We start from the raw sequence: 14,014 nt of genomic DNA on the forward strand, positions 1-14,014 counted from the left end.
TCAGATACGCTCGATGATGGTTCCGGTGGCCAGCGCGCCGCCGGCGCACATCGTGATTAGAGCCGTCGAGCCGTTGCGACGCTCCAATTCGTGCAGTGCGGTGGTGATCAGTCGAGAGCCCGTGCTGCCGACCGGATGGCCGAGAGCGAGCGCGCCGCCGTTGACATTGACGTTGTCGAAGTCAGGTTCGTGAACCTGAGCCCAGGACAGTGCGACGGATGCGAATGCTTCGTTGATCTCGAACAGATCGAGGTCGCCGATCTTCATTCCGCTCTTCTCCAGGACACGGCTGGTTGCCTGCACCGGTCCGTCGAGGTGGAATTCCGGTTCCGAGCCGACCAGTGCCTGGGCGATGATGCGGGCTCGCGGCTTCAAGCCGAGTGCGCGGGCCTTGTCCTCGTCCATGAGCAGGACTGCGGCCGCGCCGTCGGATATCTGGGAAGACGTTCCTGCCGTGTGAATCCCGCCTTCGAGGACGGGCTTCAAGCGCGCTAGGGACTCGGCCGTCGTATCGCGCAGGCCCTGATCGCGATTGACGAGCTTGGTCTCGCCCGTGAGGTTTCCTTCCTTGTCGACCTGGGGCGCCGAAAGTTCGAGAACCTCGCGGTCGAAACGCCCTTCCTCCCAGGCCTGCTTGGCCAGCGCCTGCGAGCGGACGCCGAGGGCTTCGATGTCGTCACGGGTCAGTCCGCGTCGACGCGCGATGCGTTCCGCTGCTTCGAACTGGTTGGGCATGTCGATGTCCCACGTCGCAGGCCGACGCGGTCCGGCCTGATCGCCGACGTTTGCGCCGAGGGGAACCTGGCTCATGGCTTCGATGCCGCAGGCGATGCCGGCGTCGATGGCGCCGGTGGCGATCAGACCGGCGATCAGATGGTTCGCCTGCTGGGCCGAACCGCACTGGCAGTCCACGGTGGTTGCGCCGGTCTGCCACGGAAGTCCGGCGTGCAGCCAAGCCGTGCGCGTGATGTTGTTGGATTGAGCGCCGGCCTGGGTGACGCAGCCGCCGATCACCTGCTCGATCAGCAACGGGTCGATTCCCGACCGGTCGAGAACGCCCTTTTGTGCCGCTCCGAGGATCTCGGCGGCGTGCAGACCGGCGAGCCAACCTCCGCGCTTGCCGATCGGTGTACGGACAGCCTCGACGATTACTGGTGTGCCCACAGCGGGCTCCTTTCCTTGTAATGAAAAAGTAGAACAGGTTCTCTGCGGGAAGCAAGACCTGTCGACGTTTCCTTTCCTAGTAAGCAGGCTTGTGTTTCAATGAGAGTAGAACGTGTTACACATCACGGATCCCCATCACCCCTGTGATGAAAAGGCTTAGGGCAGGAGACATCAGTGGCACAGCCCGCATTCCCCGAGGGAATCGACTTCACGGACCCCGACATCTACGCGGAACGCATGCCGTTCGAGGAGTTCGCCGAACTCCGGAAGACGGCCCCCGTGTGGTGGAATCCGCAGCCCCCGGAAATCGGTGGATTCCAGGACGAGGGCTTCTGGGTGGTCACCCGTCATGAAGAGGTCAAGGAGGTCTCGCAGCGAAGCGACATCTTCTCGACCCACGAGAACACTGCGATTCCTCGCTTCGCCGACGACATCCCGCGCGAGAACGTCGAGATGCAGCGATTCATCCTCATCAACAAGGACGCTCCGGAGCACACCAAGCTTCGCAAGCTGGTTTCGCGTGGATTCACCCCGCGAGCCATCAACAGCCTGCGCGAAGAACTGACCGAGCGCGCCGAAAAGATCGTCAAGACTGCGGCTGCCGGTGGTGCCGGAGACTTCGTGGTTCAGGTCGCGTCCGAACTTCCGCTGCAGGCAATCGCCGAGCTTCTCGGTGTGCCGCAGGAAGATCGAATGAAGCTCTTCGACTGGTCCAACCAGATGACGTCCTACGACGACCCCGAGTTCGACATCGATCCGCAGGCAGCGTCGATGGAGATTCTGGGATACGCGTACCAGATGGCGGATCAGCGCAAGAAGTGTCCCGCCGATGACATCGTCACCAAGCTCATCGAAGCTGACATCGACGGAAATGAGCTCTCCCCAGAGGAATTCGGCTTCTTCGTGATTCTGCTTGCGGTCGCGGGTAACGAGACCACTCGCAATGCCATCACACACGGCATGGTTGCCTTCCTCGACAATCCCGACCAGTGGGAGCTGTACAAGAAGGAACGCCCGAAGACTGCGGCCGACGAGATCGTTCGTTGGGCCACCCCGGTGACCTCTTTCCAGCGCACCGCGCTCGAAGACACCGAACTCGGGGGACAGAAGATCAAGAAGGGCGATCGCGTCGTGATGATGTACGCGTCGGCCAACTTCGACGAAGACGTCTTCGAGAATCCCACGAAGTTCGACATCATGCGTGACCCCAATCCGCACCTCGGATTCGGCGGCACGGGTGCGCACTTCTGCATCGGCGCCAACTTGGCTCGTCTCGAAATCGATCTGATCTTCAACGCGATCGCCGATCACCTACCCGACATCACCAGGCTCGGCGATCCCCGTCGCCTGCGCTCGGGCTGGCTCAACGGCATCAAAGAGTTTCAGGTTGATTACAAGACATCGGGCTGCCCGGTCAAACACTGATCCGGACATATACTGACCTGGTAACCGGCGAGTAGGTTCTGTGTAGGTTTTCGGGAGTTGCCTCTGCACTCTCGAACACGCAGAACTACAGTAGACGTTCCGGGGGGCCACTAGTTGGCAACCTGGAACTGCGGCGGCGTCTGCGGGATCCCTCATCTCCCGTAGGCGCCGCCGTTTGTAGTTCAATCTCTAATTCAGCCGCCGTATGGCTTGGTGATCGCTTCCAGGAAATGTCCCGACGGGTCGAGGAAGTAGACCCCACGCCCACCGTCGTTGGTGTTGAAGCCGGTACTCGACTGGCGCGGATCGGCCCAGTGATCAAGTTTCAACGCCTGTATCCGCTGGTAGATGCCGTCGAAGTCATCTTCGGAGACGAGGAAAGCGTAGTGCTGAGACGCAACCTCGGCGCCCTCTTCCACCTGTGCGAAGTCCAGTGTCACCCCGTGCTCGAGTTCGACGCCGAGAAAGTAGCCGGCCTCGACCGGGCCTGGCAGACCGAACATGTGAGTGAAGAACCACGCAGACTCTTGTCGGTCTTTTGCGGCGATGATGGTGTGGTTGAACGAAATGGTCATGAGTGACCCCTTGCAGTACGACGCCTCCATGCCTGACGCAGTCCGTCATCGACACGCGACGTTGGCAACCAGGAAACCATTTCGAGGTTCTCGGTGCAAGTACGACAGGCTGATTCGAATACGACGAGAGCGGCCCCGGTCGATGACCGGGGCCGCTCTCGTACTGTGGGTTCTCAGGCTTTGCGTGCCGTCTTCATCGCACGGTCCACTTCCCAGAATGCTCGAAGTGACGCGATCTTGCCTGCGTCGTTCACGCGATAGACGAACACGCCCTCGGCGTCGATGATCGAGCCGCCGATGGTGGTCCGGATCTTGCCGATGTTGACGTTCTCGTTGCCGCACACCAGTGAATCGTCGATCAGAAACTCGAGCTTGTCCGCGGTCGCGATCGTCATGTCGTAGAACTTGGAGATCGCTTCGCGTCCGTGATGGCCTTTGCCTTCGGGATCGAATCCCGACGGCCCGACCGGATCCTCCACCCAACCGTCCTCGGCGAAGAGGTCCAGCCAGGCTTCCTTGTTCTTGCCACTCGCTGCGGCGCGCGAAGCGTTACCCGCGACGCGGGCGGGGTGTTCGTCAGTCATCGCGACTCCTCAGTTGATGTACTGCTCGGCGAACTTACGCATCGAATCCTGCTTAGCCTCCAGCGGGGCATCGAAGCCGATTCCGTCGAAAACCCAAGGTACGGTGATGATGTCCGTGACGCCGGCATCTTCGAGTTCTGCGTAACCGTCCTTGCCGAAACGGTCGATGCACACCGTCTGGATTTCGAACGGCTCGTTCTCGCGGCCGTACTCGGCGCGCAGTTCGCGTAGTCGTGCGATCACACCCACCAGGTCGTCGAACTTGATCATCGCCGAGGTCCAACCGTCGCCGACTCGCGCAGCACGCTTGAGCGCCACCTCGGTGTGGCCGCCGACGTAGAACGGAACCGGCTTGGTGGGAGCCGGACTCATCTGCAGGCGATCGAAATCGAAGAACTCGCCGTGATACTCGACCATCCCGCCGCCGAGAATAAGTTTGAGAACGTCGATCATCTCGTCCACTCGGGCGCCGCGACGCTTGTACGGAGCGCCGCACCACTCGAACTCTTCAGGAGCCCAACCGATTCCGACACCGAAGCCGAAACGGTTGTTCGTCAATGCCGCTACCGATCCGACCTGCCGCGCGAGCAGGACCGGATTGCGGCTACCCAGCTTGAGCACCTGGGTGTAGAACTCGATCTTCTCGGTCACCGCGCCCATTGCAGCTGCGGCGATCAGCGGATCGACCCAGGGGGTCTCGGCATTCCACATCCGAGACCCGTCCGGGGTGTACGGGTAATCCGCCGCCTGCGTTTCCATGAAGAACAGTGAATCGGGGAGAGCGATCGACGAAAAGCCGCATTCTTCGGCCGTTTTGGCGATACCGGCTAACTGGTCCAAGGGGTTCATGGCAACCCCGACGGTGTACTTCATCTTCGGCCTCTTCCTGATCGGCGTGTGTGCTGCTGTTACGTGGTGGGACGTTCGGAGCCGACGACCCACATCGAGAAGTACTGCGAGCCACCGCCGTAGGCATGGCCGAGAGCCTTGCGCGCGTCGGCCACCTGGTGATCGCCGGCGCGGTGCATGACCTGCATCGCCGACTCGGCAAAACGGATCATGCCCGAGGCGCCGATCGGGTTGGAAGAGAGAACACCGCCCGAGGCATTGACCGGGAGCTTGCCGCCGATCGCGGTTTCGCCGGCCTCGGTCAGCTTCCATCCCTGGCCTTCCTCCGCGAAACCGAGGTTCTCGAGCCACATCGGCTCGAACCACGAGAACGGGACATAGATTTCGGCGCAGTCGATTTCGTTGAGCGGATCGGTGATTCCCGCGGACTTCCACAGCGCGGCCGCGGCGTCACGGCCGGCCTGCGGATTGACCTGATCGCGTCCGGCATAGAAGGTCGGCTCGGTGCGCATGGCGGTTGCGTGGATCCACGCGACCGAACGACCCTCGGCCTCGACCTGTGCGGCCGCTTCCTCGTTGCCGATCACCAGAGCGCACGCGCCGTCCGAGGACGGGCAGGTCTCGTCGTAGCGGATCGGATCCCAGAGCATCTGAGATGCCTGCACCGATTCGAAGGTGATGTCCGGCTGCCGCAGGTGCGCATACGGATTGAGGCTGCCGTTGAGTCGATCTTTCACCGCGACGAGGTAGCCGATGTGCTCCGGTGCGCCCGATCGACGAATGTACGAACGGACGTGCGGGGCGAAGTATCCACCGGCGCCGGCGCCGACAGGCATGTTGAACGGTACCGGTGTGGACAGCGCCCACATGGCGTTCGACTCGGACTGCTTCTCCCAGGAAACCGTCAGAACCCGCTTGTGGACACCGGATTTGACCAGGCTGGAGGCGACGATAGCCGTCGAACCACCCACCGAGCCGGCAGTGTGAACACGCAGCAACGGCTTTCCGTTGGCGCCAAGAGCATCCGACATGGCGAGTTCGGGCATCATCGAACCCTCGAACAGGTCGGGGGCCTTTCCGATGACGACGGCGTCGATGTCGTCCCAGCCGACGTTGGCGTCGAGCATCGCGGCGTCGATGGCTTCACGAACCAAGCCCGCCATCGAGACATCATGACGCTTTGCGACGTAGTGAGTTTGGCCGGTGCCGAGCACGGCCGCGAGTTGAGGCGTTCCGGCCATCAGTTCCGTCCCTCCAAGACTGCTACCAGGTTCTGCTGCAGCACAGGGCCGCTTGTTGCATGGGCCAGAGCGCGATTCGCCTGGCCGTCGAAGATTGCCTTGGCGGCGTGGCCGATTCGTTCCAGACCACCGGCGAACAGTGGGTTGCCGCTGAGCGGACCGCCGGACGGATTGATCGTGGTGGCGTCGGTCAGGCCGATCGCTTCCTTCAAGATCAATTCCTGGTGAGTGAACGGCGCGTGCAGTTCGGCGACGTCGATGTTGCCGATCTCGCCGCCTGTTGCCGCCTTGGCTGCCGACGTAGTGGACGGCGACGTGGTCAGGTCACGTGCACCCAGGTTGGGGGAGTCGATGCGATGCTCGAGTCCGGTGATCCACGCCGGCCGCTCGCAGAGATCGCGGGCGCGGTTACCCGAGGCCAGGACGATTGCTGCCGCACCATCGGTGATGGGCGCACAATCGTGTGCGCGCAACGGATCTGCGAGGAACGGACTGGCGAGTAGTGCCTCGATGTCGACCTCGCCTGCGAGCTGAGCCTTCGGATTACTCAGCGCGTGACGACGGCTACGAGCGGCAACCTCCGCCATGTCCTCTTGCGTCCACTTACCCGCGTCGAGTCCGAGTCGGGCTTGAAGTCCGGCGATCGAGACGGAGTCCGGCCACAGCGGAGTGACGAGGTACGGATCGAGCTGCATGGACAGGATCTTGCGCAGGTGCCCGGCGGAGGATTTGCCGAAGCCGTACACCAGCGCGGTCTCGACCTCGCCGGTCAAGATCTTGATCCACGCTTCGTAGAAGGCCCACGCAGCATCCATCTCGACGTGAGATTCGTTGATCGGCGGGACCGCTCCGATGGAGTCGATGGCCGAGATGAAGGAGAACGCTCGTCCGGCCAGGTAATCGGAAGATCCGGAGCACCAGAAGCCGATGTCGGACTTGGTGATTCCCAGATCGCTGTAGAGCTGCTGGAAGCACGGGACGAGCATCTCGACGCCGTTGGTGGTGCCGTTGGTTTCGCGGACGTGGGGTGCCTGAGCAAAGCCCACGACTGCGATGTCTGCAGAAGTCATTTCAGGAGCCTCACAGGTGGTGTTGGAAGGTGGAGTACTCGGCGTCGGGTTCACCTGTCGGCCGGAAGTATTCGATGTTCTCGAGGGTGTAACCCCACTCTTCGCGAGGCTTCCACTTGGCTTCGACGCGCATGCCCATGCGTACGTCCGCGGCATCACATTCGAGGATCAAGTGCAGGAACGGAATGTCGGCTCCGTCGAGAAGCACGTAGGCGGCCACGTAGGGCGGTTTGATTCGCTGCCCGAGGAACGGGACGTTGACGATGCAGAAGGTGGTGACAATTCCCTTGTCGGGCAGTTCGATCTGCTCGCTCGTCGGCTTCCCGTTGGTGGGATTCGCGCCGCGCGGTGGGATGTAGATCTTGTCTTCGGGTCCGCTGCGACCACCGATCAGTTTGCCTTCTGCGAGACCACGGAGGTAGAAACTCTCCTCGGCCGAAGCGGAATGCATGAAGTGCAGGTCGACAGGCGTCGTGATCATGGTGACAGGATCGGCGGTGGAATCGACTGTCGCGATTCCATTTTCGCTCTCACCTGGTTCGAAGCACTCGATGTCCTTGATCTGCCCGATCCGCTCCGACGCCCAGCGAGCACGAACCCGCAGGCCGGTGCTGATGTCGTCGGGGGAGTCGACGTCGACCGCGTGGAGCATGGACGTGTCCGCGCCGTCGAGCTTGATCAGGGCCCACGCGAAAGGCTTCGTCAGGGGTTGACCCTCGATGGGTTCGGGCATCCACGTCCAACTCACGACCGTTCCGCCGTCGGAGACTCCGACGAAGTCGGTCAGTGGTTCGGCCGTATCCGGATCGAATTCCGGTGGCGGCACGAAGACACGACCGTCCGACCCACGTGCGCCGATCACCTTGCGATCACGCAGGGCAGTCACGAACGCGCCGATGGTCGGTCCCGTCGATCTGGTGTAGTCGAAATGGAGATTCAATGGTGCGCTCAGGGGCTTGTCGGCCACCCCGCTCTTTCCGATGGTCACAAGATCGAGTAGAACAGGTTCTAGAGATTGTGGCAAGAGTCACTTCTGATCACCGGCAATGTGGAGGCCTGCGATGAAGCTTGGGTTGCAACTCGGATACTGGGGCGCACAGCCGCCGGCAAACGCCCCGGAACTGATCGAGGCCGCGGAAGGCGCGGGATTCGACGCGGTCTTCGCGGCGGAGTCGTGGGGCTCGGACGCCTTCACCCCGCTCGCCTGGTGGGGATCTCGGACCGAAAACGTCCGTCTCGGCACCTCCGTCGTACAGATTTCGGCGCGAACACCGACCAGCTGTGCCATGCACGCGCTCACTCTCGATCACCTCAACGGTGGGCGAACGATCCTCGGGCTCGGCGTATCCGGACCGCAGGTCGTCGAAGGTTGGTACGGCCAGCCATTCGAGAAGCCGCTCGCGCGCACCCGCGAATACGTCTCGATCGTGCGCCAGGTCCTCGCCCGTGAAGCGCCCGTCACCAGCCCCGGCCCCCACTACCCTCTGCCGTATGCGGGACCGGGCAGTTCGGGACTTGGCAAGCCGCTCAAGCCCATTACGCACCCGCTGCGTGCGGACATCCCGATCTGGCTCGGCGCCGAAGGGCCGAAGAACGTCGCGCTCGCCGGTGAAATCGCCGACGGGTGGCTGGCGATCTACTACACCCCGCGCCTGGCGCCGATGTACAACAAGTGGCTCGACGAAGGCTTCGCTCGCGCCGGGGCCCGTCGTAGCCGCGAAGACTTCGAGGTGGCCGCCACGTGCCAGGTCATCGTGACCGACGATCGTGCCGCGGCCATCGCCGCTCTCAAGCCGATGACCGCCCTCTACGTCGGCGGAATGGGCGCCCCGGAGTTGAACTTTCACGCACAGGTCTACAAGCGGATGGGCTACGAGAAGGAGGTCGACGAGATCGGTCGCCTCTTCATGTCGGGCCGCAAGGACGAAGCTGCTGCCGTCGTCCCCGACGAGATGGTCACCGAGACCATGATCATCGGCAACGTCGACGAGGTGCGCGCGGACGTGAAGCGTTGGGAGGAAGCCGGAGTCACGATGCTGCTGGTGACCTGCCGCGACGCCGACCATGTGCGAGAGCTCGCGGCCGCGGTGGGTGGTTGAGCGGGGCACCCCCTTTTTTCGAGCGGGACCCCCCTTTTTTCGAGCGAACGGCACGTTCAGCGCATCTGAGGCGCTCAACGCGCCTTTCGCTCGCCGAAAGTTATCCACAGGGCCGCCAAAACCCCAGGTCGCCGCCGGGGCCCGCGGTGCTACTCGAGTCATGCTGCGACCATGCGGCGTGGAATGTGGGGCGATGATCTGGACGCGATCTACCGCGTCAGTCGAAGCGGAGTGATCCGAACGGCCGAGTTGGCGCGATTGGGCGTCTCCAACTCCGCCGTGCACACCCGGTGTCGAGTGGGTGGACCCTGGCAGCGCATATTGCCAGGAGTGATCCTGCTCCGAAATGGTCAACCGACGCCGCGTCAACGATCGATCGCTGCGCTCATGTTGAGCGGTGACGAGTCTCTACTGACCGGTCGATCTGCCATGTCGGAGTTCGGATATCGGATGCATTCTGGGGATGTGCAGGTGCTCATCCCCATCGACCGTCGTGTTCAATCGGTTGGGTTCGTCACGGTAGAGCGCACTGTTCGACTGCCTGAGCCGGAGATTCGCAACGGTCTGCGCTGTGCGCCGCTGCCGAGGGCACTACTCGACGCTGCGAGGCGGTGCAGGGCCCTCGATCCCACACGGGCACTCATTGCCGAGGTCGTTCAGCGTGGCGACGTCTCGGTGCGCGAACTTGCGAAGGAACTCGAGGCGGGTAGCAGTCGGGGTTCCGCGCTACCTCGGGTCGTGTTGCGCGAAGTGAACGCGAACGTCCACTCGGTTCCGGAGGTTCACGCGCGAAAACTGTGGCAGCGGAGCGGGCTGCCGGAAATGTTGTTCAACCATGAGATCCGGGATGCCGACGGAGACTTCATCGCAATTCCGGACGGATGGATCGATTCGGTTGCCTTCGCGTGGGACATCGACTCCTTGGAATGGCATGCCGCGCCGACGGACTACAAGCGCACGGTGGAACGTCGGACGCGTATGCAGAATGCGGGAATCATCGTGTTGCCGACGGTGCCCAGTGCACTGCGAACGGACCCTGATCGTGTGATCGAGGACCTGCGTGCGCACTACAGATTGGCGCAGTCACGTCCCCGGCCACAGGTGTTCGCGAGGTCGAGGTGGGTCAAATTGGACGAAACCGGCTGAGCGAAAGTGCCTTTCGGCGCACTGAAGGCGCCGAAAGGTACGTTCGCTCGAAAAGGGGGGTGGGTGGGACCGAGAGCGGACGGGAAAGGGGGGTGGCTCAGACAGGGGTGGGACAGGCAACCCTGACTCAGATGCCCTTGAACTGGGGCGCCCGCTTCTCACCGAAGGCTCGCGGGCCCTCCTTGGCGTCCGCGCTCATGAACACCTTCATGCCCAGCTGCGCGTCGATCTGGAAGGCCTCTTCCTCGTGCATACCCTCGGTGTCGCGGATGGTCTTGAGAATCGCCTGCACGGCGAGGGGGCCGTTTGCACTGATCAGGTCCGCGAGCTCCAGCGCCTTGTCGAGGGCCTGACCGTCCGGGACGACGTGGCCGATAAGCCCGATCTCCTTGGCCTCCGGAGCCTTGATGTGACGACCGGTGAGCAGGATGTCGGCTGCGATCGTGTACGGAATCTGTCGAACGAGACGCACCGCGGAACCGCCGAGCGGGAAGAGCCCCCACTTGGCTTCGGAGACGCCGAACTTGGCGCTCTCGCCCGCGACGCGGATGTCGGTGCCCTGCAGGATTTCGGTTCCGCCGGCGATGGCTGCACCCTCGACCGCAGCGATCAGCGGCTTGGTCAACCGGCGACCCTTGAGTAGACCTTCGATCTTGGACATGTCGACGCCGCCGCCCGCGAAGGAATCTCCCGGAGGCTTGGCGGACATGTTCTTGAGGTCGGCGCCGGCGCAGAAGTCGCCGCCAGCTCCGGTGAGGATCGCGACGCGGATTTCGGGGTCGTTGTCGACCTGATCCCAGGCGTCGACCATGATCGCCATCATTTCGCCGGTGATGGCGTTCTTACGCTCGGGGCGATTCATGGTCACGATGAGAACGTGGCCGCGCTTCTCCACGAGGCAATGCGGCGCGGTTTCCGAAACGTCTGATTTTTCGGTCGTCGAAGTGGACACTGATGGCTCCTGGCGGGTCTGTGAGCTGGCTCTCAAATTGGGTCTTGCCAGAAACGGTAACACGTTCTACTTTGAACTCGTGGCCCTTAACATCGCAGACTTCGTAGAGCACGCAATCGACCTCGTTCCGGACCGCGTTGCGCTGGTCTCGGACAACCGCGAGATGACTTATGCGCAGTTGGAGGACCGAGCAAACCGCCTCGGTCACTACCTGCGTGAACATGGCGTTCAACCGGGTGACAAGGTCGGCATCTACTGCCGGAACGTCATCGAGGCGATCGAGGCCATGGTCGCCGTTTTCAAAATCCGGGCCGTGATGGTCAACATCAACTACCGGTACGTCGAGAACGAGTTGCAGTACATCTTCGACAACTCCGACATGGTTGCGCTCATTCACGAGCGCCGCTACTCGGACAAGGTCGCGAACGTCCTGCCGAACACCCCCAAGGTCAAGTCCGTCATCGTGGTCGAGGACGGCACCGATCTGGACTTCAGTGCTTTCGGCATCGGCTACGAGGACGCACTCGCGCAGAGTTCGGGTGAGCGTGATTTCGAAGAGCGCAGCAACGACGACATCTTCATGCTCTACACCGGCGGCACCACCGGAAGTCCCAAGGGCGTCATGTGGCGTCACGAGGACTGGTGGCGTGTTCTCGGCGGTGGCATCAACTTCGTGACCGGAGTTCCGGTCGAGGACGAGTACGAGATGGCGAAGGTCGGCGCAGCCAACCCGAGCATGATCCGCTACCCGATCCCCCCGATGATTCACGGTGGTTCGCAGTCTGCGGTGTTCCACAGCCTCTTCGGCGGCGGAACCTGTTTGATGCACCCGGAATTCGACGCCCACGAGGTGTGGCAGAACATCGACAAGCACAAGGTCAACCTGATCTTCATCACGGGTGACGCGATGGGCCGTCCGATGCTCGACGCACTGATCGCCGGCAATCCGAAGACGGGTGAGCCGTACGATCTTTCGACGCTCTACGTGATGGCCAGCAGTGCTGCACTCTTCTCGCCGAGCATCCAGGAGCAGTTCCTCGAACTGTTGCCCAACCGCCTGCTGACCGACTCCATCGGAGCATCCGAGACCGGCTTCGGCGGACTGGCCGTGCTGAGCAAGGGTCAGAAGCACACTGGCGGTCCGACGGTCAAGATCGACGCCTCCACAACGGTTCTCGACGACGACGGCAACGAGGTCGAACCCGGATCGGGCAAGCGCGGCATGCTCGCGCGCAAGGGCAACATCCCGCTCGGCTACTACAAGGACGAGGTCAAGACGGCCGAAACCTTCCGCACCATCAATGGCGTTCGCTACTCGATCCCCGGCGACTATGCGCAGGTCGAAGCCGACGGCACGGTCACGATGCTCGGCCGCGGTTCGGTGTCCATCAACAGCGGCGGCGAGAAGGTTTACCCGGAAGAGGTCGAGGGCGCGTTGAAGGCGCACCCGGACATCTTCGACGTGCTGGTGGTCGGTATCCCCGACGAGCGCTTCGGTCAGCGGGTTGCCGCAGTGGTTCAGGTACGCGAAGGCACGTCGCCGACGTTGCACGACATCGCCACCGCAGCGCGCAAAGAGATTGCCGGATACAAGGTTCCGCGCAGTGTGTGGTTCGTCGACCAGATCAAGCGCAATCCGGCCGGCAAGCCCGACTACCGCTGGGCGAAGGCCGAAACGGAATCGCGCGAGGCTGACGATCACAACGGAAACGGCGCTCCTGTGGCGTCCGCAAACGAAAGCGTGGAAGCCTGATGCGTTCGGATCTCGCCGACAAGTTCGGCATCGAATACCCGATCTTCGGATTCACTCCTTCCGAGCATGTCGCGGCCGCGATCAGCCGCGCGGGCGGTCTGGGCGTGCTCGGTTGTGTCCGGTTCAACGATCCGGAAGAGCTCGAAGCCGCACTGACGTGGATGGACGAGAACACAGACGGTAAGCCGTACGGCGTCGACATCGTCATGCCGGCCAAGGTGCCGACCGAGGGCGGCGCCGTCGATCTCGACAAGCTGATTCCGGAGGAGCACCGCGCCTTCGTCAACCGCACGCTCGACGAACTGGGTGTGCCGCCGCTTTCCGACGACGTCGAGCATGCGACCGGCGTACTGGGATGGCTTCACTCGGTGGCGCGATCTCACGTCGATGTTGCTCTGGGACACCGGATCGCGTTGATTGCGAATGCACTGGGATCACCGCCGAAGGACGTCATCGATCAAGCGCACGAGAAAGGCGTTCCGGTAGCAGCACTGGCCGGCGCCGTCGAGCACGCACGTCGTCACGTCGAGAACGGTGTCGACATCGTGATCGCGCAGGGCTACGAGGCCGGCGGTCACACCGGCGAAATTGCCTCGATGGTTCTCGTTCCGGAAATCGTTGATGCACTGGGCGATTCAGCTGCGGTACTGGCTGCCGGCGGTATCGGCAGCGGCCGTCAGGTGGCTGCTGCACTTGCACTCGGTGCGTCCGGAGTGTGGATGGGCTCGTACTGGCTCACCACATCCGAATACAAACTCGGCAGTGCGTCGGGCGAAGGCCCTTCCGCTATTCAGCGTGCACTGTTGGGCGCGACGTCGGCCGACACCGTACGTTCGCGCATCTACTCGGGTAAGCCCGCTCGGTTGCTCAAGACCAAGTGGACGGAAGCCTGGTCGAACCCGGGAGCACCGGCGCCCTTGCCGATGCCGCTGCAGAACCTACTGGTCAGCGACGCTCATCAGAGAATCGCTGCATCGGAGAACCCGGAAGTTGTGGCAATGCCCGTCGGTCAGATCGTGGGACGGATGAACGAGATCCGACCGGTCGCCGAGGTCATGGCAGAGCTGGTGTCGGGGTTCGAGGACGCGCGAACCCGACTGGATTCGATGAAGTAGTAGATGACACGTACGTATGCCCTCGGCCGAGTTTCGGCCGA

13 protein-coding genes are annotated in these 14,014 nt (G+C 62.6%); 5 read left to right on the plus strand and 8 right to left on the minus strand.

The genetic code is table 11. The annotated features are described in order from the left end of the window. Window positions 1-1,164, minus strand: coding sequence for a steroid 3-ketoacyl-CoA thiolase (locus AC3WQS_RS11770; protein ID WP_019746975.1), 1,164 nt, complete (start codon window positions 1,162-1,164; stop codon window positions 1-3). A 174-nt stretch (window positions 1,165-1,338) separates the two neighbouring features. Between AC3WQS_RS11770 and AC3WQS_RS11775 the strand changes: the two genes are divergently transcribed. Further along, window positions 1,339-2,589, plus strand: coding sequence for a cytochrome P450 (locus tag AC3WQS_RS11775; protein WP_003945573.1), 1,251 nt, complete (start codon window positions 1,339-1,341; stop codon window positions 2,587-2,589). 194 nt (window positions 2,590-2,783) lie between these two features. On the opposite strand, the gene AC3WQS_RS11780 is transcribed toward AC3WQS_RS11775, so the two are convergent. The 6 genes from AC3WQS_RS11780 to AC3WQS_RS11805 all read right to left on the minus strand — a co-directional run bounded on the left by AC3WQS_RS11780 (window position 2,784) and on the right by AC3WQS_RS11805 (window position 7,896). Next, on the minus strand, window positions 2,784-3,164 hold the full coding sequence (locus AC3WQS_RS11780) for a VOC family protein (protein ID WP_020906296.1): 381 nt from the start codon (window positions 3,162-3,164) through the stop codon (window positions 2,784-2,786). Window positions 3,165-3,337: 173 nt separating this feature from the next. Then, entirely contained in the window at window positions 3,338-3,748 is a 411-nt protein-coding gene (locus AC3WQS_RS11785; RefSeq protein ID WP_019746977.1) for a nuclear transport factor 2 family protein, read from the minus strand. A 9-nt stretch (window positions 3,749-3,757) separates the two neighbouring features. Beyond that, complete coding sequence (locus tag AC3WQS_RS11790) at window positions 3,758-4,621, minus strand: TIGR03619 family F420-dependent LLM class oxidoreductase (RefSeq protein WP_019746978.1); 864 nt, start codon at window positions 4,619-4,621, stop codon at window positions 3,758-3,760. A 35-nt stretch (window positions 4,622-4,656) separates the two neighbouring features. Next, on the minus strand, window positions 4,657-5,838 hold the full coding sequence (locus tag AC3WQS_RS11795) for a thiolase family protein (RefSeq protein WP_003945946.1): 1,182 nt from the start codon (window positions 5,836-5,838) through the stop codon (window positions 4,657-4,659). Further along, window positions 5,838-6,908 (minus strand): thiolase family protein, encoded by a 1,071-nt coding sequence (locus AC3WQS_RS11800; protein ID WP_492712744.1) that lies wholly within the window; start codon window positions 6,906-6,908, stop codon window positions 5,838-5,840. Before AC3WQS_RS11800 ends, AC3WQS_RS11795 begins: the two co-directional genes overlap by 1 nt. A 10-nt stretch (window positions 6,909-6,918) precedes the next feature. Then, on the minus strand, window positions 6,919-7,896 hold the full coding sequence (locus tag AC3WQS_RS11805) for a Zn-ribbon domain-containing OB-fold protein (protein WP_492712745.1): 978 nt from the start codon (window positions 7,894-7,896) through the stop codon (window positions 6,919-6,921). A gap of 73 nt (window positions 7,897-7,969) precedes the next feature. On the opposite strand from AC3WQS_RS11805, the gene AC3WQS_RS11810 reads away from it, so the two are divergent. After that, window positions 7,970-9,007 (plus strand): LLM class F420-dependent oxidoreductase, encoded by a 1,038-nt coding sequence (locus tag AC3WQS_RS11810; protein ID WP_019746980.1) that lies wholly within the window; start codon window positions 7,970-7,972, stop codon window positions 9,005-9,007. Between the two features lie 171 nt (window positions 9,008-9,178). Next, window positions 9,179-10,153 (plus strand): hypothetical protein, encoded by a 975-nt coding sequence (locus AC3WQS_RS11815; RefSeq protein WP_492712746.1) that lies wholly within the window; start codon window positions 9,179-9,181, stop codon window positions 10,151-10,153. 127 nt (window positions 10,154-10,280) lie between these two features. Here the strand turns inward: AC3WQS_RS11815 and AC3WQS_RS11820 are convergent, their stop codons facing one another. Beyond that, window positions 10,281-11,105, minus strand: coding sequence for a crotonase/enoyl-CoA hydratase family protein (locus AC3WQS_RS11820; RefSeq protein WP_492713451.1), 825 nt, complete (start codon window positions 11,103-11,105; stop codon window positions 10,281-10,283). A gap of 79 nt (window positions 11,106-11,184) precedes the next feature. Here AC3WQS_RS11820 and AC3WQS_RS11825 point away from each other — a divergent pair, with 79 nt between their 5' ends. Together AC3WQS_RS11825 and AC3WQS_RS11830 are read left to right on the plus strand one after the other, a co-directional pair. After that, a complete protein-coding gene (locus AC3WQS_RS11825) occupies window positions 11,185-12,858 on the plus strand; it encodes an acyl-CoA synthetase (RefSeq protein WP_029537562.1) in 1,674 nt (557 codons plus the stop codon). Further along, window positions 12,858-13,973, plus strand: a complete 1,116-nt coding sequence (locus tag AC3WQS_RS11830) for an NAD(P)H-dependent flavin oxidoreductase (protein ID WP_003945863.1) — start codon at window positions 12,858-12,860, stop codon at window positions 13,971-13,973. Before AC3WQS_RS11825 ends, AC3WQS_RS11830 begins: the two co-directional genes overlap by 1 nt. Window positions 13,974-14,014 lie beyond the last annotated feature (41 nt).

The organism is Rhodococcus sp. FW305-130 (assembly GCF_058788335.1).

Coding starts and splice junctions, on each gene's coding strand:
- AC3WQS_RS11780 (WP_020906296.1), bottom strand. CDS start 3,164: ATGACCATTTCGTTCAACCACACCATCATCGCCGCAAAAGACCGACAA.
- AC3WQS_RS11785 (WP_019746977.1), bottom strand. CDS start 3,748: ATGACTGACGAACACCCCGCCCGCGTCGCGGGTAACGCTTCGCGCGCC.
- AC3WQS_RS11790 (WP_019746978.1), bottom strand. CDS start 4,621: ATGAAGTACACCGTCGGGGTTGCCATGAACCCCTTGGACCAGTTAGCC.
- AC3WQS_RS11795 (WP_003945946.1), bottom strand. CDS start 5,838: ATGGCCGGAACGCCTCAACTCGCGGCCGTGCTCGGCACCGGCCAAACT.
- AC3WQS_RS11800 (WP_492712744.1), bottom strand. CDS start 6,908: ATGACTTCTGCAGACATCGCAGTCGTGGGCTTTGCTCAGGCACCCCAC.
- AC3WQS_RS11810 (WP_019746980.1), top strand. CDS start 7,970: ATGAAGCTTGGGTTGCAACTCGGATACTGGGGCGCACAGCCGCCGGCA.
- AC3WQS_RS11815 (WP_492712746.1), top strand. CDS start 9,179: ATGCGGCGTGGAATGTGGGGCGATGATCTGGACGCGATCTACCGCGTC.
- AC3WQS_RS11830 (WP_003945863.1), top strand. CDS start 12,858: ATGCGTTCGGATCTCGCCGACAAGTTCGGCATCGAATACCCGATCTTC.